The organism is Sphingobacterium sp. JUb20 (assembly GCF_004342035.1).
Classification (GTDB): domain Bacteria; phylum Bacteroidota; class Bacteroidia; order Sphingobacteriales; family Sphingobacteriaceae; genus Sphingobacterium; species Sphingobacterium anhuiense.
This window is the reverse complement of the sequence record NZ_SLYV01000014.1, coordinates 143,836-163,129: the sequence shown is the minus strand read 5'-3', so window position 1 is coordinate 163,129 and position 19,294 is coordinate 143,836. Positions and strand designations below refer to the sequence as shown.

19 protein-coding genes and 1 tRNA gene are annotated in these 19,294 nt (G+C 35.7%); 9 read left to right on the top strand and 11 right to left on the bottom strand.

Annotation, left to right across the window (positions count from 1 at the left end; genetic code table 11):
- The first annotated feature begins 846 nt into the window (after nucleotides 1–846).
- Nucleotides 847–981 carry a hypothetical protein gene (locus tag EDF66_RS26480; protein ID WP_259194733.1) on the top strand — a complete coding sequence of 45 codons (135 nt, stop codon included), beginning with the start codon at nucleotides 847–849 and terminating at the stop codon, nucleotides 979–981.
- A 149-nt stretch (nucleotides 982–1,130) separates the two neighbouring features.
- Nucleotides 1,131–1,742, top strand: coding sequence for a trimeric intracellular cation channel family protein (locus tag EDF66_RS21770; protein ID WP_132771790.1), 612 nt, complete (start codon nucleotides 1,131–1,133; stop codon nucleotides 1,740–1,742).
- 34 nt (nucleotides 1,743–1,776) lie between these two features.
- On the opposite strand, the gene def is transcribed toward EDF66_RS21770, so the two are convergent.
- Complete coding sequence (gene def, locus EDF66_RS21765; RefSeq protein WP_132845015.1) at nucleotides 1,777–2,358, bottom strand: peptide deformylase; 582 nt, start codon at nucleotides 2,356–2,358, stop codon at nucleotides 1,777–1,779.
- A 93-nt stretch (nucleotides 2,359–2,451) separates the two neighbouring features.
- Between def and EDF66_RS21760 the strand changes: the two genes are divergently transcribed.
- The 3 genes from EDF66_RS21760 to miaA are packed head-to-tail and all read left to right on the top strand — an operon-like array spanning nucleotide 2,452 to nucleotide 5,368.
- Entirely contained in the window at nucleotides 2,452–3,240 is a 789-nt protein-coding gene (locus tag EDF66_RS21760) for a hypothetical protein (RefSeq protein ID WP_132845013.1), read from the top strand.
- Nucleotides 3,241–3,296: 56 nt separating this feature from the next.
- Nucleotides 3,297–4,469, top strand: a complete 1,173-nt coding sequence (locus tag EDF66_RS21755) for a Gfo/Idh/MocA family protein (RefSeq protein ID WP_132771787.1) — start codon at nucleotides 3,297–3,299, stop codon at nucleotides 4,467–4,469.
- Nucleotides 4,466–5,368, top strand: a complete 903-nt coding sequence (gene miaA, locus EDF66_RS21750) for a tRNA (adenosine(37)-N6)-dimethylallyltransferase MiaA (RefSeq protein WP_132845011.1) — start codon at nucleotides 4,466–4,468, stop codon at nucleotides 5,366–5,368. The genes EDF66_RS21755 and miaA overlap by 4 nt, the downstream gene beginning before the upstream one ends.
- Nucleotides 5,369–5,435: 67 nt before the next feature.
- Here the strand turns inward: miaA and EDF66_RS21745 are convergent, their stop codons facing one another.
- From EDF66_RS21745 to EDF66_RS26140, 10 genes are all read right to left on the bottom strand, one after another.
- On the bottom strand, nucleotides 5,436–6,989 hold the full coding sequence (locus tag EDF66_RS21745; RefSeq protein WP_021189239.1) for a ribonuclease E/G: 1,554 nt from the start codon (nucleotides 6,987–6,989) through the stop codon (nucleotides 5,436–5,438).
- 318 nt (nucleotides 6,990–7,307) lie between these two features.
- Entirely contained in the window at nucleotides 7,308–8,138 is an 831-nt protein-coding gene (locus EDF66_RS21740; protein WP_021189240.1) for a tetratricopeptide repeat protein, read from the bottom strand.
- 19 nt (nucleotides 8,139–8,157) lie between these two features.
- Nucleotides 8,158–8,442 (bottom strand): HU family DNA-binding protein, encoded by a 285-nt coding sequence (locus tag EDF66_RS21735; protein ID WP_021189241.1) that lies wholly within the window; start codon nucleotides 8,440–8,442, stop codon nucleotides 8,158–8,160.
- A 277-nt stretch (nucleotides 8,443–8,719) separates the two neighbouring features.
- The gene (locus EDF66_RS21730) at nucleotides 8,720–9,763 is read right to left on the bottom strand and encodes an aminotransferase class I/II-fold pyridoxal phosphate-dependent enzyme (RefSeq protein ID WP_132845009.1); all 1,044 of its coding nucleotides are present in this window, start codon (nucleotides 9,761–9,763) and stop codon (nucleotides 8,720–8,722) included.
- 80 nt (nucleotides 9,764–9,843) lie between these two features.
- Nucleotides 9,844–10,305 carry a hypothetical protein gene (locus EDF66_RS21725; protein ID WP_132771784.1) on the bottom strand — a complete coding sequence of 154 codons (462 nt, stop codon included), beginning with the start codon at nucleotides 10,303–10,305 and terminating at the stop codon, nucleotides 9,844–9,846.
- Between the two features lie 5 nt (nucleotides 10,306–10,310).
- A complete protein-coding gene (locus EDF66_RS21720) occupies nucleotides 10,311–10,787 on the bottom strand; it encodes a hypothetical protein (RefSeq protein WP_132771783.1) in 477 nt (158 codons plus the stop codon).
- A 223-nt stretch (nucleotides 10,788–11,010) separates the two neighbouring features.
- Nucleotides 11,011–12,603 (bottom strand): DNA/RNA non-specific endonuclease, encoded by a 1,593-nt coding sequence (locus EDF66_RS21715; protein ID WP_132845007.1) that lies wholly within the window; start codon nucleotides 12,601–12,603, stop codon nucleotides 11,011–11,013.
- 315 nt (nucleotides 12,604–12,918) lie between these two features.
- A tRNA-Lys gene (locus tag EDF66_RS21710) sits at nucleotides 12,919–12,991 on the bottom strand.
- A 225-nt stretch (nucleotides 12,992–13,216) separates the two neighbouring features.
- Nucleotides 13,217–13,699 (bottom strand): helix-turn-helix domain-containing protein, encoded by a 483-nt coding sequence (locus EDF66_RS21705; protein WP_165902487.1) that lies wholly within the window; start codon nucleotides 13,697–13,699, stop codon nucleotides 13,217–13,219.
- 191 nt (nucleotides 13,700–13,890) lie between these two features.
- The gene (locus EDF66_RS26140; protein ID WP_165902486.1) at nucleotides 13,891–14,040 is read right to left on the bottom strand and encodes a hypothetical protein; all 150 of its coding nucleotides are present in this window, start codon (nucleotides 14,038–14,040) and stop codon (nucleotides 13,891–13,893) included.
- A gap of 1,440 nt (nucleotides 14,041–15,480) precedes the next feature.
- Between EDF66_RS26140 and EDF66_RS21700 the strand changes: the two genes are divergently transcribed.
- From EDF66_RS21700 to EDF66_RS21685, 4 genes are all read left to right on the top strand, one after another.
- Nucleotides 15,481–16,293, top strand: coding sequence for an RNA polymerase sigma factor (locus EDF66_RS21700; RefSeq protein WP_132845004.1), 813 nt, complete (start codon nucleotides 15,481–15,483; stop codon nucleotides 16,291–16,293).
- 11 nt (nucleotides 16,294–16,304) lie between these two features.
- Entirely contained in the window at nucleotides 16,305–17,399 is a 1,095-nt protein-coding gene (locus tag EDF66_RS21695) for a hypothetical protein (protein ID WP_132845002.1), read from the top strand.
- 153 nt (nucleotides 17,400–17,552) lie between these two features.
- Nucleotides 17,553–18,161, top strand: coding sequence for a hypothetical protein (locus tag EDF66_RS21690; RefSeq protein ID WP_207898715.1), 609 nt, complete (start codon nucleotides 17,553–17,555; stop codon nucleotides 18,159–18,161).
- Nucleotides 18,162–18,170: 9 nt separating this feature from the next.
- Nucleotides 18,171–19,277: an aminotransferase class I/II-fold pyridoxal phosphate-dependent enzyme gene (locus tag EDF66_RS21685; RefSeq protein WP_132845000.1), complete on the top strand. Its 1,107-nt coding sequence runs from the start codon at nucleotides 18,171–18,173 to the stop codon at nucleotides 19,275–19,277.
- Nucleotides 19,278–19,294 lie beyond the last annotated feature (17 nt).

Sequence of the window (19,294 nt, the reverse complement as noted above, 5' to 3'; positions counted from 1 at the left end):
CTGTTTCTGCGTTTAACCTGAATTAAACCCTTCTTTTTTCAGTGCCTATCCTTTCGGATCAGCCGTTCCTCCCTTGCGGAGTGGTGCAAAGATAGCGACTTTTTATAATCACTTCCTAATCTTTTCCGGAAATAGTTTGCCGTAAACCGGTAAACAGCTTATAACCTGACCAATAAATTTACCTACGACCTATTACAGGGGCTGAGAAACGGACAATCCTGGCTATGAACTGTAAAAAAGGGTAGCAGGGGATTGTTCGTCCTGGACTGTCTTTTATGGATGCAGTATGCTTTTAGGAAATGGTTCCGCAGAAATTATATCTTTTTCAGTACAGCGGCATCATCGACACTATCACTATAGCTGATAAGGTGATTCATGTCTGCTCATGCTGCCCGCAGGGTCGACATCTACTTTATACTATAAAGTATATACTACAAAAGGAGCCAAAAAGGTGGTTGTGTTTTGATATAGCCAAGCTATCCTCCGTTAAAATACTCCGGAATAAGGCATATTATAACCTGCTCGGGAACTGAAAGGGAACTGATTATTACTTAGGCTGGGATTTATAGAGAGATTACTGAGATTTTATAGGGGGTTAATAGAGCTTTACCCCTACTAACCCCCTGTAAACCCCCTCTTATCCCTCTGTTATACCTCCATTATATGCGAACCAGGTACCCAGTTGCTTATAACATGGTATCACCCTGCTAACAACAATAATAGTAGGTTTCTCCAGATTCAATTGGTTTAAAGAGCTGCTTTATAATCACGCTCAAACAGCTAATGGAAAATCAATTTGCATCGAATACGTAATTTTTTCTTTCATAGATTTTAAAAATAAAATCTATGAACTATATTATAAAAGTCAGATTATGTAATAGTCGGTATCTCCAAACTTCCAAAAAAGAAGATATTGATTCTTACCATGCTGTAGACAAATTGATCAGAACTAGCGCTAAGCATTATCGTGATGTAAAATAAAAAACTATATTTACTGCTGGAATAGACGAAACATTAGATTAAGTGATCGGAAAATCATTTTTAAAATCAGGATCATAAAACGATAAAAAAGTATATTAAATACGAATCAACCTATACAACTAAGCGCCAAAACAATAGAATAAGCATAAATGACAGGACCTGATTATATATACTATACTGATTTAATGGGCACAATGCTTTTTGCCATTTCAGGAGCCATGGCAGCTAATCGGAGAAAAATTGATATTTTCGGTGCAACTTTTACAGGATTTGTTACAGCAATAGGGGGCGGTTCACTCCGGGATGTTTTTCTAAACCTTCGTCCCATTTGGGTTGACGATGGGAATTATTTAATTGCTATACTAATCGGGGTTTTTCTATCAGCAGTCCTTAACGACAAATTAGATAGATTCTCCCGAACTTTAACACTTTTTGATGCCATGGGGATCGCTTTCTTTACTATTGTTGGCTTACAGAAATCCATTACCTATGAAAGCTCTACAATTGCGGCTGTAATTCTAGGCATGTTTTCGGCTGTAATGGGAGGGGTCATCCGGGACACCCTTATGAATGAAACGCCATTAATTTTCAGAAAAGAAATTTACGCAACAGCTTGTTTATCAGGGGCTATACTTTACGTAACCTTACCTTATTTTGGACTTTCCGAGGGCATAAATGCTTTTTTAAGTGCATTGTTGATCTTTACAGTTCGGATCTTAGCCGTAAAATATAAATTCTCCCTTCCGATAGTGGGTGGATAAGGTGGAGAAATAATTAGAAAAGCGTTAATTATAACTAACGCTTTTTCTTTTGAAATGGAAATTTCATTTTATATCCAACACGGATCATCCCTTTAGAAATTGTATCCAGTTTTCCTTTCAACATTGTTTTTTTCAGTGTAGACAATTTATCAGTAAACAATTTCCCTTCGATATGATCATATTCATGCTGCACAACACGCGCTGCTAAACCGGACAAATCAATTTCGTGCTCCTCAAAGTTTTCATCCAGATAATTAATCTTAATATTCGAGTGTCTCAAAACATCCTCATTAATATCAGGAATACTTAAGCATCCTTCATTAAAGGCCCATTTCTCACCAGACTCTTCAACCATGATCGGATTAATGAAAACTTTCTTGAAAGCTGTCAACACTTCTTTCTCTTCTTCAATATCTTCAGCAAAAGGAGTTGCGTCGATTACAAAAAGACGAATTGGCAAACCAACTTGCGGGGCTGCTAACCCAACACCACTTGCAGCATACATGGTTTCAAACATATCTGCAATAAGTTGTTTCAAGTTTGGATAATCCTCATCTATTTCATCTGCTACCTTACGCAAAACTGGGTCTCCGTAAGCCACAATTGGAAGTTTCATACTTTATTTTTTTTTGAAGGACAAAGATACGTATTAAAATTCAATCGAAAACCACAGTTTGTTTCTAATAAATCATATTTTTGTTATTCGAAAATGACAGATTCATACCATCAAATAGTAGAACGCTTTTGTAATGCATTGCGAAAGAGCTTCGATTCACAGATTTTAGTCTCCGAAAAATCCCCCGTATTTACGGTAATAACGGGAGAGGAGCTTCCTTTTAAAATTCATCTTTACGGATCTAATATCACGAAGCGGGTTTCAGAAGAAAATCAAAAAATCGTACATATTGATGAAGATATATTATTTAGCAAATATGCTATCATTCTAAAAAGAATACTGGCAATCGCCTTACATCAGAAAAAAGCTTACGCTAGAAATACCGTTGTAGCTCGTGTCGATAAAAAAAATACAATCGCATTCTTGGAAGAAAACCATTTGCAGGGGGCAATGCCGGGAAAATATCGGTACGGTCTATTTTTAGAGGGTGAACTAGTTTCTCTTGCCGTATTTAGCGGAGGAAGAAAAATGCCTGAATTAAAGATTGAAAACTATCGGTCATTTGAACTCATCAGATTTTGCAATAAACTTGGTTATAATGTAGTAGGGGGAATCAGCAAATTGCTTAAAGCATTTATCAACGATTTCAACCCTCAGGATATTATGACCTATACCGATAAGGATTGGAGTCAAGATTCTTCATTAGAAAAAATTGGTTTTGTCAAAAAATCAGAACTCGAACCCCTTAAATTTTGGGTAAATGGAACATCAAGAGTGCTCATTAGAGATGAAGATCAATATAAGAACCTACAAAAAGAATTTCCTGATGGCTACTTAAAAGAAAACTTGGGCAGTCTTAAACTGATTCTATCTATAAAATAAAATCATTTTTTGTATCTTGTCAATTAATCTAAACAGTAAATAATAAAATATATCACATGAAGAGAAAACTACGAATGGGTATGGTCGGAGGGGGCAACGATGCTTTCATCGGAGCTGTACACCGTATCGCGGCAAATATGGATGGTAAAATCGAACTTGTATGTGGTTCATTCAGCATCAATCCTGAAATCAACAAACAGTCTGCTGAAGATCTATTCATTCCAGAAAATCGTTGCTATGCAAATTATGAGGAAATGATTTTAAAAGAAAGCCAGCTTCCAGAAGGAGAGCGCATGGATTTCTTAACGATTGTTACACCCAATTTCATGCATTATCCTCCTGCAAAAATGGCTTTGGAAAATGGTTTCAATGTTGTCATTGAAAAACCGATGACCTTAACATTAGAAGAAGCAAAATCTTTAGAAGAAATAATAAAAAGTACGAATAAAACACTTTGCTTAACACATACTTACTCCGGTTATCCGATGGTAAAACAAGCGAAAGCAATGGTTAAAGCTGGTCACTTTGGTAAAATCCGTAAAGTTGTTGTCGAATATCCTCAGGGATGGTTGAGTAAATTGACTGAGCGTGAAGGAAATGCCGGTGCGGCGTGGCGTGCTGATCCTACTAAATCTGGAAAATCTTTAGCGATGGGCGATATCGGCGTACACGCAGCTCACCTAGCAGAATATATCACAGGATTAAAAATTACAGAATTATGTGCCGACTTAACGACTTTCGTCGAGGGAAGACATCTAGATGATGACGGTTCTGTTTTATTGCGTTTTGAAGAAGGAGCAAAAGGAATGCTTTGGGCTTCACAAGTAGCAGCCGGAGAAGAGAATGCTTTACGCATTCGTATTTATGGTGAAAATGGCGGGTTAGAATGGGCTAACGAAGATCCGAATAACTTAACAATCAAAATGTTAGGCGAACCTCGTCAAGTATTCCGTACCGGAAATGCGTATAATGCTCCAAATCAGTTAAGTTCATTTGCAACACACAATACGCGTATTCCATCTGGGCATCCAGAAGGTCTATTAGAGTCATTTGGTAATATTTACCGCAATTTTGCTCAAACTGTATCTGCGAAATTAGAAGGTAAGACACCAACGGCAGAAATGTTGGATTTCCCTCAAGTACACGAAGGTGTACGCGGCATGGCTTTTATAGAAAATGTTGTCAACAACAACAATGGTTCTGAAAAATGGACTAAATTTGTTGTGTGATAACTAAACAACAAACATTACTTTCTTCTTTGGCAATCTCCTCTTTGCCAAGGGAGAAAGTCATCGTTATTTTAGGCCCTACAGCTTCTGGGAAAACAGCTCTAGCAGTCAAAATAGCAAAAGAAATCGGGGCCGAAATTATCAGTGCAGATTCCCGCCAGGTCTATCGTCAAATGGATATAGGTACTGGTAAAGATCTATCCGAATACGGCGATGTTCCTTATCATCTCATCAACATCTGTGATCCAGGAGAAAAATATCATCTAGGACAATTTATAGAAGATTTCCAACAAATCTATCAATCCCTATTGCTACAAAAAAAACGTATCATACTTTGCGGGGGCACTGGGCTCTACATTCAAAGTGTTATTCAAGGCAGTAAATATGTTAAAACTCCTAGCCAACCTGGTTTTAAAGAGGCTCTATATCAATTTGAAAAGGATGAACTTATCGATAGATTAGCCAAGTATAACAAACCCAATGATCTATTTATCGATTTATCTACTAAAAAGAGAATCATTCGCGGGATAGAAATTTTAGAATGGCTTAAGAATAATCCAGAAATGATACCTAATAATGAAAGTTTAGATTCCTTTGTAATAGGCTTAAATCCTGATGTATCCACAAGAAGAAAAAAGATCTCCAAAAGACTGGATCAAAGAATAGAGGCAGGACTTATTTTAGAGGTACAGGCATTATTGGAATCTGGTGTTAGTCATACAGAACTGCAATATTATGGTCTGGAATATAAATATATATCTAAATACCTATTAGGCGAATTAAACTACGAAGAGTTTTATAAAAAATTGGAAACAGAAATTCATCGCTATGCAAAAAGGCAGATGACTTATTTCCGTAAGATGGAAAAAGATGGCATTGTCATCAATTGGTTGGATTAAAAGTATCAGAGTTTATAAACAGAAAAAGGGTTGACCAGATGGATCAACCCTTTTTAATTTCTTTCGATTATAACTTGATTTCCTCGTCTTTAGCATTAAAGAAATGGAATTCCGTTAAATAATATGAAGTAACCGGAACAACTTTGATCCATTTTTGAAACTTCAAAAACCATTTTATTCTTTTTGAAATAAAGCCAGATTTAATAAAAGCGGCTATATAAGGATGTACACATAGTGATATTCCTTTTTCATTTTGTTCTTGAAGAATAAAACTTAAATTATTTTCAATATCATCCATCAGGACAATACTTGACCGGATCTCACCAGTACCATCACAAGCGGGACATTTCTCATTTGTAACGATATTCATTTCTGGTCTAACACGTTGACGCGTAATCTGCACTAATCCAAATTTACTTGGAGGCAAGATTGTGTGTCTCGCACGATCCGTGGCCATACATTCTTTCAAGAAGCTGTACAGCTCTTTGCGATGAGTAGGTTTATGCATATCGATAAAATCGACAACAACGATCCCGCCCATATCTCTTAAGCGCAATTGACGCGCAATTTCTTTTGCTGCTTCCATATTAACCAGGAGCGCATTATCCTCTTGGTTCTCTTTATTAGCAGAACGATTACCACTATTAACATCAACGACGTGAAGTGCTTCAGTGTGCTCGATTACGAGATAAGCACCACCTTGTAATGTAACAGTTTTTCCAAAAGCAGCCTTGATTTGTTTCTCAACCCCAAAATGGTCAAAAATTGGTTCTTTATGTTTATAAAGTTTTACAATTTTTTCTAGATCAGGAGAGATATCTTGGACATAAGATTTTGTCTCTTCATATATCACAGGATCATTTACATGAATATGTGTAAATTCATCTGTTAATAAATCGCGTAAGATGGTAGAAGCTCTATCCATTTCACCCAATACTTTTTGAGGAGGTTCTGCTGTCCGAAGTCGCTTGGTAAATATTTCCCACTTAGAGATTAGATCCAATAAATCCTTTTGTAGTTCGTCTACGCCTTTACCTTCAGACACCGTTCGGATAATAACTCCAAAATTAGGAGGTTTTATTCCTTCGACAATCTTCTTGAGACGTGTCCGCTCATTACTTCCTTTGATTCGTTTGGATATGGAAACCGCGCTTGAAAAAGGTACCAGTACTACAAATCTACCTGCAATAGATAGATCGGAGCTCAATCGAGGTCCTTTTGTTGATATTGGTTCTTTTGCGATTTGAACTGGTAAAAGCATGTTTTTGCTTAAGATATCAGATATCTTACCGGCCTTATCGATGTCCTTTTCAAGTTTTAAACTATTTAGCAGTTTCTCTTGATAACTGCCATTCTTTACTATTCGAGTAAGTTTTAGCAAAGATTGAACCTGAGGACCTAAGTCCAAATAGTGGAGAAAAGCATCTTTTTCGTATCCTACGTCTACAAATGCTGCATTTAATCCCGGCATAATTTTTTTGATTCGCCCAAGATAAATATCTCCAACTGAAAAATTATTGTTAACCGTTTCCCTATTTAGTTCAACAAGCTGCTTATCCTGTAGCAAAGCAATAGTAACTCCTTTTTCAGGAGTAGAATCGATAATTAATTCCTTTACCAACAGCTACATATTTACGATACAAATTAGCATACCCTGCTAACTTTGTTGTATCTGATTAAACCTTAAAGAACGTTTTTTTATAAAAAAAAACAATCTACACGTAATAAATTACGTGTAGATCATCAAACTTCAATGCGATTATTGCGTTATTTTCATGTCTCAACAACCTATTGGAGTCTTATACAAGAAAGACTATTTTTTCTTGTGTCTATTTTTTCTTAAACGTTTTTTACGTTTGTGAGTAGCCATTTTGTGTCTTTTTCTTTTTTTTCCGCTTGGCATAGCTAATTTTTTTTAAATGATTATAAACTAAATTAATTACTTACTCAACTCAGCGATCTTGCGATCGATAAATTGTGAAAGGGAAGGGTCAGCAGCTAGTTGTTTACTTTGTTTAAAAGCAGCAACCGCCTCACTTTTCATCCCAATATTTTCATAGCCTGTGGCTAAATAAAAGTAAGATTCCGCATCTGGTTTCAATTCAATAACTGTTTTGAAACGATCAATCGCTTTATCAAACTGGCGAGATTGTAATGAAAACAATCCCAAAGTTTTGTTTGCTTCTACATTTTTTGGATCTGCTTGAACAACTTCACGAAGTAAAGCAATTCCTGCCATCGGGTTATTAGTACCCGAAACCATAGCAGCTCCTAATCCTGTTTTCGCTTCTAAACTAGCAGTATTTAATTTCAACGCAGCTTCGTAAGAACGAATTGCATTTTGTGTTAAAGCCTGAGCTAAAGTAGAGTCTTGTAAATTTGTGTAAGCAGTACGATAAGAGTTACCCGCTTTCAACCAGTACTCATATTTTGGAGAAATTTTAGCCATTTCTTCATAAATGAATCCTTGCGGAGCTGGCTTCGCCAAATCATCCCACTTTACAGCCAACTTTTGAAGTAAAGAAATCTTTTCTTCTCCAGATGCCTTTGCAATTTGGGTCTCAATATCGGAAATATCTTTGATTAAATTTGCATCTAATCCTTGTTTTGTCATTAACGATATGTTTTCCAAATTAATTTCGGAAGAAGATTGCTCCGTTTGAGCAGATTCTTCTTTCTCGTTCACCAAACCTTTGATAGGTTGTGCCAATAGTACCGCAACTAATGCTGCAACCACGCCTACTACTATAATCTGTTTGGTTTTTGCCATTTTTAATCTGTTTTTAAGATTATTTATTGCCGTTTTTTACTTTCTCAACAAATACTTTTGCCGGTTTGAAACTAGGAACGAAATGTTCAGGGATGATGATCGCTGTGTTTTTAGAAATGTTTCTAGCAGTTTTTTCAGCTCTTTTTTTAACAACAAAGCTACCAAAACCTCTTACGTATACATTTTCTCCACCCACCATTGCGTTTTTAACCACTTTGAAGAATGCCTCAACGGTCTCTTGAACATCTACCTTCTCTAAGCCTGTTTTGTTAGAGATTTCTGCAATAATTTCTGCTTTAGTCATATCAATTTTACTGTAATTATTTATTTCTCAACCTTTAACCAAATATACTTTGGGGTTGCAAAAGTATCTCTTTAAAATGACGTTTGGAAATAATTTAAACATTTTTTTTATTTTAAAATTATTCCAAAAGAGATCATTTACAACAGCTTAGCCATATTGCATCGCTAAACTCATTTTTCAAAGAAGCACAAAAATACACTTTATTACTGAAAATCAAACCTTTAATTTTATTTTTATCATTTCACGTGAAACAAATGATAAGCCTATGACTTAAATTTTATTCACAAATAACCTGTGCTATTTTTTTTAAATCATCGGCATTATGAAGACTGCTCAGCACAATTCTGTTTAATGGTGGATCTGTTTCCAAAGGATAAGGAAAACTTGAAATCAAAAATCCCTCTTTTACTAATTTTTGATAAAGTTCAGGGTTCGTGGAGCTGAAAACAGGAAAATTAGGAATATGACTTAGGCTACTGCCGATTAAATCGCTAAATAGCTTGACATTCTGTTGGAGTTTATTGAATTCATCCGAATATATTTCCTGTGAATTTGTAAAAGCGTACATGAAAGCGGGAGAAGCAGGGGAGGCTCCTGTAAAAAAAGATGATTTACGAAACCTTTGAATCCACTTATTGGATGACAAGATGATACCCGCATCTGTTCCCATACCTTTTGCCAAAGATGCAACCACTACGACATCAATTCCTGTATTATCAAACATAGACAATTCCGTAGAAACTTTATTTTTGCGAACCACCCCGATTCCGTGCGAGTCATCCACTAAAAGCACGATCCTTTTATTGGGATCTATTTTTAGTAATGGACTAAAATCGTAGTGCTGGGGTGTTAAATTATCCAGTGCATTACTCACAATTACGAAAGACTCTTCTTTAGAGGCATTGATATGCTTTACCGCATCCTCTAGCCAAGAAGCCATAAGACCACTCACTCCTGGATTGACATCAAACCACAATGCTGGATGACTATTGGGAGCATATAGAAGTGTTCCTTGTAAAGCAAGTACCCTCACAACCAATTGTGCAGCCAAATAACCACTTGAAACTAGCATCGCATCTTCAAAGCCAAATCGTAAAGCTGCAGCCTCCTCGGCAATATCAAAAATACCAAGCTGAATATTATTATTACGGGAGGTTCCGTTATTCAGTCCATAAATAGAAATTCCTTGTTTATATACATCGATATAAGCCTCATTAACCAATAAGCCCAGATAGGAAGTTCCGCCAAAAAAGAGATACGTCCTTTCTTCATCACTGATCACCCGACCTGTTGGCTGATGCAAATGGGTAAAATCTTTCATTATCAATATTACACTTTAAAATTACCGGGAAATAGACTCTGTTATAAATAATAGGTTGTTATCTCAAATAACAAAAAACACTACATATTGAGTTTGTAGTTGAGCGGGATATTAAATCTGAGCGAAACCGTAAAACCCTTCAGTGGACGATAATCCTGCTTGTCGGCGATTGAAAATCCATATCCAAAATCCAAGTCCAAAAGAGTGGCCATTGTAACACCTACTTTTGGTGTAAAGGTATATGGAGTGAATTCTGTCCGTACAAAAGGAGCAACTACCCAGGATTCAGGATAGAAAGACAGCGCCAGCTCAGGAATTACCGCAAACTTTTTCTGTGTCCATGTAAAATTAGCGGTAACATCTGTTTTTAAAATATTTTCACCGAGAAAAGCAAATGCAAAATACCCTCCTGTTTTTACAGCACTTCCTTTTTGATATTGATAACTAATTGTAGGACCATATAAGATCTCCTGAGCTTTTACCTGCATACTGAAGCTAAATAGCACAAGACAGATCAATTTAACAACAATATTTCTTCTCATAGAGTCTAATATAAATGAAAGTTTAAAGGAATATTGACTCCTAAGGATAAATTCACTCCTTTAATTTGTTTAAAATCTTTCTTGGTATTAATATCAAACCCATAACCTACTCCCAGATCAATGAGAGAGAAAAGACTGAGACCAACTTTTGGCGTTACCGTATACGGGGTCAATTCGGCTTTGACAAAAGGTAATAGAACAAAATCATTGACATAATAAGTAAATCCCAACTCGGGAATTACAGTTGTTTTACCGCCCATCCAAGTGAAATTTGCGCCAGCATCAATTTTCATATACTGCGACTCATTTGGTGCAAATAACCCCCAGGCAGATGCTTTCAAAAAACTTCCGCTTTGATATTGATAACCAATAGAAGGTCCAAATATCCAATTGTTATGTGCCGGTAATGGGTTCTTTTGCGCTGCCACACTTAGACAGGACAATACCCCAATAAGAATGAAAGCAAATCCTTTTATATTCATCTAGCTAAAATACAAAGTATAACCATTAATCAGTACCTCCAAAACAATTAATGTCTAAAATCGTTTGGTTTTATCATTAAAAAAGAATGGGAATCTGAGCTTAATTTTGCCTAGATCCCCCTGATATTTCTTTTAAAAGCAATCTTCTAACAAACAACTCACCAATATATATGGTGCTGTTCAAGGTCTTGTGTGTGTTTTACAATGCAATGAATGGTAAGATTTATCTCCAAATGTTTGCATCAATATTTTGTTTTTGCGTTGCATTTAAATCCGGGAACAAATTAAATCCTGTCACTTTCTCTAATTCGCTTACTGTCATTTGATACTTTTCAAATTTGTTAGAACTTGGTGTTTCATTGTCCATCTTATAGGCAATGGTATAATAATTCTTTCCCTTCTTCATTGCTAGCGCTTTAAAATAATACTTGGGCCTGGCGATTTCTATGTTTTTATTATCGATGATATATTCAATCGCTGTGTTAGATTTTGTATTTGGCATCGCTCCTGTTACCACATATAGCGTATCACATTGTGCCGTCCATGTACGCACTTTATTTTCTAGGTTTGCCCATACACCCTGATTCAGTTTAGATACCTGTGCGGTCATATTTGAAAAGTAAAACGTAGTCTTATTCTGAGCATTATTAAAATTTCTGTCCGCACTAGGCAACTGATGCCCTCTATCGTAACCTGAAGTACCAAAACCTTTAAATAAAGTGGGCTGAAACTCCATTGCTATAGCCGGGTCGTATTGCCAGTCATCGGTACGTTTGGCATTACCGAGATAACTACTGTGCAACGGGTAGGCAACCCAATAGGCCATTTTTTTCACCTTATCGTACAGCATGGTATAATTACGGCGTTTCGGATCATCAGGTAAAAAGTGCTGAATAAAAACCTCGTCCTTTTTCAACGTCGTTATTCCTGGAATTTCTAAGTAAGGTTGCGTTGCGACAATGCCTCCATCAGAAATACCGTTATCAATTTTTACATCAAAAGAATACTGATTCGCTCTTTTCAGTTTATTTACTTTTGGTAGCTTCCAGGTAAACTTCGTGTTGTCTGAAGTTAAAAACTGTATGGTTTTTCCAGTAATATTTTCTCCTGGAAAAAGGAAGAATTCGACAAAAGCAGTCCCATCATGGTTGTTTATGACTTTTCCCTCAATATCTTTCTGGCTGTCCTTGTTAACTGCTAACTTGCCTGTTACCAGATCAAAGGAGCCAAGCGTGTTTAGTTTCGGCATTACGACTTTCATCTCTTCATACCCGTGTTCATCTATATTGGCTACCGTTAATTTAATGGATATTTTTGATAATTGACGTTCAAATATAAGTGGAATATTATTGTTCCCTTTATTGATTGCCTTCGCATTTTTTGCGTACATGAGATCTATTTTCGCCTGATTAGACTGATCCGTTATATCAAGTATGTATTGATAATCGCTAATTATTTTAAAAGGATAATAGGCAATAAAATCTACCGATTTTTCAGGTAAGAAAAGTTCATCTGTAGTTTGAAATACTGATCCGTTTATAAAAAACATATGATTATTAGTACCGTTGACAATGGAACTAGTCGATAATGGCATTCCTGACTCGATCATAAATATACCGATCTCATCTCCTTTTTGCCATGTAGTACCTATTGCTCTATTTTGATTCTCTTCAACGATCGTTGCTGTAAAGTGTACAGCGTTCTGATCTATTCTGATCTGGTTTTTACGACATGCGTATACAACCAAAAATGTTATAATAAAATAAACTACCTTCTTTAAAAATTTGGTCTTTGTAGTTCTGGTTTTTTTAATCATCCTAAAATATAGTAAGTATTAATTTTAGGGCGAAAATGGCTAATAAATTTAGATTAATGAACGTTTAGTAATGACTTTTAATCGATGAAACCACCAAAATTTTGTAGTTAATTGATTACTAGAGGTCTTAAATTAGCCGAAAAAACGATTTTAACAGGATGATTGATTCAATCACAAATGTCCAAGTTTATGAATTGCAAAAAATGTAAAACAAATCATTTGAGGATAAAAAAAACGAATCAATCTCAAGTATCAAAAGTCGCGAAGAATAAAAAAGCCACTTTTCATATAGAAAAATGGCTTTTTTACAGGAGGTGACCTCGGAGGGGCTCGAACCCTCGACCCATTGATTAAGAGTCAATTGCTCTACCAGCTGAGCTACAAAGTCAAGTCTATACTCAAATGTAACTTAGATTTTTTTTATATCAAACATAAAAATGAAAAAACAAGATATATTAATATAATCTTTTTAAGACATTCATTATCAAATTGAAAATCCATAAATGAAGTATATGAATTCGATAACAAATATAGACATGAACTCAAACTGCTGTTTTTAATCGCTAGCCTCAATCAGCCAAATTACACAGGAAGTATCGGCTTTGTGTGTTTTCTATATTTTATTCGTCTTTTTCTTATATAGCTTAAAATTTCCTTCTTTTCTATATTCTAACACATGCTCTTTACAATATCCCGTTAAATAAACGGAAAATTTATTGCTATCGTTTTTATCCAAATTCAATTCTGCCAATACCTCCGCCACACGTTTGGGTGTATTAAAAAAATCCGAGTGATAAACTAAATGATCCAACTTTTGTGTTGTTTCTATACGTCGTTTAGATTCAGGTTCGATTTTATATAGTGGCGTCAGATCCATGTTCTTCTCAAACAATGTTCTGGGCTGGATATTCAGTGCGCGGCAAATTAGCAAGAAGTTATACATAGTCGTACCTTTTCCCTTTTCTACCGCAGCAATGGTATTAATGGTAAGGTCAGTCATATGTGCAACGTCCCTTTGCGTAAAATCTAATTCATCTCGACGCTCTCGAAATTTTTGACCAATATTCAGGATAATATCTTCATTTATTCTTGACACGTAACAAATAGAGTAAATATTTGCGCAAAATAAATACAAATAAAAAGATGATTTAATTTGCGCAATTCCTTTTATAATATTACTTTTGTGTATATAAGGGAGAAATTACCTTTCGTCCTATGGTATATGTAACCAATTATGATCGATATGAAATATTCATCAAAACCTAGGATTCTCAAAAATTAAGTGTTCTAAGGTGATATCAGCACAGCGATATATTCACCGTTCTTGTTCTTTGACTTATTGGTATTGATAAAAAAGAGGCTTCTTGTGAAGCCGTAAGGCAAGGGATAGTTCCACTTGCCAAATACACTGAAAACAACTTCGTATTTTTTCTTCATTAAAAAAAGATATTAATAATATGTTGCCAATTTCTGTTTTCCAAAGTCATACTTGGTTAATACATGGTTAGGGATCTTCTCATATTTGGTCTTGTTTGTTGTCCCTAATTTTTAAGTGATACACAACTATGTTTATGTTTATTTATCCTACGGGTTCATTAAGATTATAAATCAATTTTTCTTATTATTGCTTTTAAAGGGCACATTATAATTTAATAATAGATTTAGAAAGATATCATAAGTTTACGTACCCATCATCTACCTTGGTAAACATTACGCTTACGACCTACACTCCTTTAGTAGCCCGAGAGAAGAGGTTCCTTGTGAAACCGCAAGATGAGAGCAAATGCTGCTCATTAAGTACATGGTCTACAAAAAACTTGCAATAACCTTTGTTCGTCAACTTTGTAAACTGAATTGTACATACAGCAAAGGACTATAAAATTACATGCAAAAGCTCTTACTACAGTTGGATTACAATATGGAGAAAGCTGCTCTTTTTATTGCATACGAAGTATTTTAAAGAGAAAAAATAAAAGTAGTACACAACTAGGTTCTTACTAAGATAAGGAGACTTAAAATCTATAGCTGTAAATAAACTTTATAAAAACAGCCCTATAGAAGCACTGCGAAATCACTTCCATAATAAAATAGATATTAAAGACAAAATGAGGCTTCTTGTAAAGCCGTAGGGTGAGGGTTTAAACTACTCACTAAATACTTTCCAATTTATTTTTTTCAAGCTGTACAATCTGTATTAACTGTAACTTGCTAGAACAATAATGGGTTAACAATCTTTATGGGTTACTCATCCGATTTTTATAATGATTAACATCTCTTCTCTACCCATATATTAAGGTTAACTCAATCATTAGCTCCTGAACACAAGACTATTGGTTATGTATAAACAATAAGCTGGACTAACAAAATGAATAAATTACTACGTATATACAATCATGCACTATTTATAATTATGAGGTAAGAATATCAGCTTATAAGCAGGTTATTTATACGAATCAGCTATTAAAATATTTAGCGAGGCTGCTTGTACAGCCGTAGGGTGAGGACACTTGTCGCTCACTAAATACCTACCAAGAATTAAATTATTCAACGAAGATAAAGCTACATGTTGCTAGGGATATACAATTGAAGGTCTGCCATTACACTAAATTTGAACCGGTTTATTCATTAATATCTTCTTGGAGCGTTTATACAATATTGAATTTTGAGTTAAAACATCTTTTCACGAACGCTTTCAACATGATAAGGTCTTCACAAATTCCTTTAAGAAAATCGCAAAACGACTAAAACAAGATTACCGTCAATACCAATAAGTTCTATTCATAAATCTTTCAACTGAGGCAGCTTCATGGTTAAAATCGCCAGAAAAGAAGCTGCAAGAAGTTGTTTCAAAAGTTTACCCACTAAATAAAGCGAAATATGAACAAACTTTACAGTCAAAAAAATACTAAAAAACAACTTATCCAACTCAACAAAGGGATTGAAGCAGGATTAAATTATTTCTATGAGAAGTTTTATCCGTATTTCTACCTCCGCTCTAACCGTGCGACACGGGACACCTGTATTGCAACTAGTATTACACATGAAGCTTTCTTAAGGTTATGGCTATATCGGGAAAATATTCATTCTGAAGAAGATCTTTTGCATTTCCTAAAAATGCAAATTAAAAAAGCTATTCATATTTTTTATAGCAACCCCCGGAGCCGCTTTCACCGTAGCCTCCTCCAATTAGATTCTATAGAAAATTATCAGGAATTTCTTGCTGGATATGAAGAAGATGATGACGCTCATGAAGACTTAGTTTATCTTGATAAATTAGACAATGAAAAGCAGCATCAATTAGATAAACTTAACAAAGTACTGCCATTTTTAAACCTCGAACACCAACTATTCATCAGACTCAGTCTTCAGTACAGCTTCAATTATGAGCGTATTGCCTATTACTTGGGCGGCATATCGGACTATGAAGTGAGTCTAAAAGTAGAAAAGACGATTGCAGTTCTTCGTTCAATTTTAAATAGTTATGAAAAAATAAATAAGGCAATCTCAAATAAAAAGATTATTGCACAAGTAGAACTTACAGACGAACAGGTAGAAATTTTCCGCATGCGCTATGAATTGCAATTCTCTTTTGAACAAATATCAAAACAATTGCATTTAAACACTACAGCTGTCAAAAAAATATTTATCGAGGCACACAGTAAAATAAAACCCCGCAAGAAAACTGCTTAAACCCCTTTATTATGGAAAACAACACAACTATTTTAACCCGGAAAATACAGATTTATATCGATTGTGATGATAAAAAGAAAAGAGCTACATATTACGATAGGCTATTCGATTGGCAAAATATAATATTTAGAGCATCCAATATTGTACTCTCCCATCAATTTCTGCAGGATAGCTTAAAAGATCTCATTTATCTAACTACTGAAGTGAAAGTAAAATTAGCAGACCGTAATACCGATGAAGAAGGAATATTGAATACATCAAGAATGAATACCACCTATCGGCTTCTTTCAGCTTATTTTAAAGGCGAAATACCAACCGATATCCTATCTACGCTCAATACAACATTATACAAAAATTTTCAATCGGATCGTAAAGCTTACTGGAAGGGAGAGCGCTCGTTAAGAACTTACAAAAAAGATATTCCTATTCCTTTTTCTTCAAAATCTATGAAATTAAGTAATGATGAACAAGGACGAGATTTTAAAATTTCTTTATTTAAACTTCCTTTTCGAACTTATCTTGGTAAAGATAGGTCTGATAAACGCATACTGTTACAAAGGGTACTGGTCGGGCAGATTAAGGCTTGTTCTAGCGCTATAAAGGTTATAAAAGGTAAAATATTTCTTCTATTATCATTAGAAATGCCTCAAAAAGACCATGTTCTGCAGGAGCATCTTATTGCAGAAGCATCGCTATCTATTGAACATCCTATTTCATTGAGTATAGATAAAGATTGCTACCAAATCGGGACAAAAGAAGAGTTTTTATACCGTCGTATTGCTATTCAAGCGGCAAGACATAGACTACAAAGAGCCATAACTTATAATAGAGGTGGCAATGGCCGTAAAAGAAAACTCAAAAGTCTAGATCATTATAATCAGAAAGAAAAGAATTATGTTGATAGTAGACTACATCTCTATAGCAGAAGACTCATTGATATCTGTATCAAATCTCAGGCAGGAACACTTCTTCTAGTCAATCAATCCAACAAAGAGGAGATCGCCAAGGAGGATGAATTCTTACTCCGCAACTGGAGCTATTACGGCCTTATTGAAAAGATCAAATATAAAGCTAAAATGGCCGGTATTAATGTTATTATAGAATAGTTTACAGCCTACAGTACATTAAAAAAGAAAGAAAAATACAATCTAGAAATGTAAAAACTTACTGTGAAAACGCTACCGGACTAGGCGAAATATGAAAACTGGTACACGATGAGCTTCATGCGGGACAATACCTTTGTTTCAAAATTTAAAGCTATGGATATTCAAAATGTGCTTCGTGGTATAGTGCAGCAAGATGAACTGCATGCCAGATGGTTGAATACACTTTCTTTTATGGAAAACGCTGGCGCTAGAAAAATATCGCAATGTGAACATCCTACAGAAGTTAGTATCATACAGCTAAAACATGCGGCAGAGGAGCATAGGCACGCTTATTACCTGAAAAAACAGATCGTTAAACTTGGAACAGCCATCTGCTCGACCTATGAGGATAAATATTTAATCGCTCCAGTATACACAAAACAATACCTGCATCAATTGGATATTAAATCTTGCCGCTACCTCAAAGAAACTTTTAATCTTAGCGGCGCAGCTCTTAAGCATGCCGCTTACCTATTTGTTACTTACGCCATTGAGGTCCGTGCCGACGAGCTATATCCCATATACCAGCATACGCTTGATACAATGAAAAGCAAGGTTATGGTCAAATCTATAATTCTTGAAGAGGAAGGGCATCTGGAGGAAATGATTGATCAACTGGCGCAGTTTTCTCCTCAATGGGAGCAGTATGCCAACCATGTACAGGCTATAGAGCGAGCCTTACATACGGAATGGATCAGCGCAATAGCAAGTCAATTAAACTAATGTCCGGCGATGTACAATACATGGGAGAAACGGTTATTGCAAAGAAAAGAGTCCGCATCACTTCGAAAGCTCAGCATAAATGCCAGTGAGACCGATTTCCTGAGCAATGACTATTTGGGCATGGCTAGAAATAAAGTTTTTCATAAGATGATGCTAGAAACCATACAGTCAGACCCCAAAATACTTGCGGGTAGCACTGGTTCAAGACTCATCAGCGGTCACTCGGCAGAGGTGCATGAAACAGAATCCATTCTTGCACAAAAGCATCGTACCGAATCAGCTTTATTATTCACATCGGGATATGCGGCCAATCTCACTCTATTCTCTTGTCTACCGCAACGGCAAGACACCATTATTGTAGATGAGTATATACACCGTTCTGTACACGACGGCTGTGTTATGTCTAAAGCTATAAAATGGAAATTTAGACATAATAATCTTGAAGATCTAGAAGCCAAGTTAAAAAGAGCCAGGGGACTGTGCTTTGTGGCTGTTGAAAGCCTATATTCTATGGAAGGAGATTTTGCCCCTTTAACAGAAATCGCCAAATTGACCGATAAATATGGAGCATCTCTCATCGTCGATGAAGCACATGCATTTGGTGTATTTGGCTATGGCCTTGTCCATCAATTGGGTTTACAAAACAGCGTATTTGCAACTTTGATCACTTATGGTAAGGCTATGGGATCACATGGGGCAGCACTACTCTGCAGTAAACTTATCAAAACTTACCTCATCAATTTTGGCTCTCCCTTTATATACAGTACAGCCCTTCCAGATCTTATCTGGAGACAGATTCGTATGGGATATGAATTCCTTGACAATCACCCTGCCTTAGCTTCAAATTTAAGGCACAACATTCGCCTATTCCGAACACAGCAGGTGCCCACAATATCAGGCACAGATAGTCCGATACAATCGCTTATAGTTCCTGACAACAAACAGTTGTTGAACTTAAGGAACTCCCTGTCTGAAAAAGGATTACAAACCTATGCTGTTTTTTCACCAACAGTAAAATTAGGAACAGAACGTTTACGTATTTGCCTACACACATTTAATCAGAAAAACGATATTCTCTTGCTAACACAAAGCATAAAATCGAGTCTTGACTTATAGAGAAAGAAACATATCAA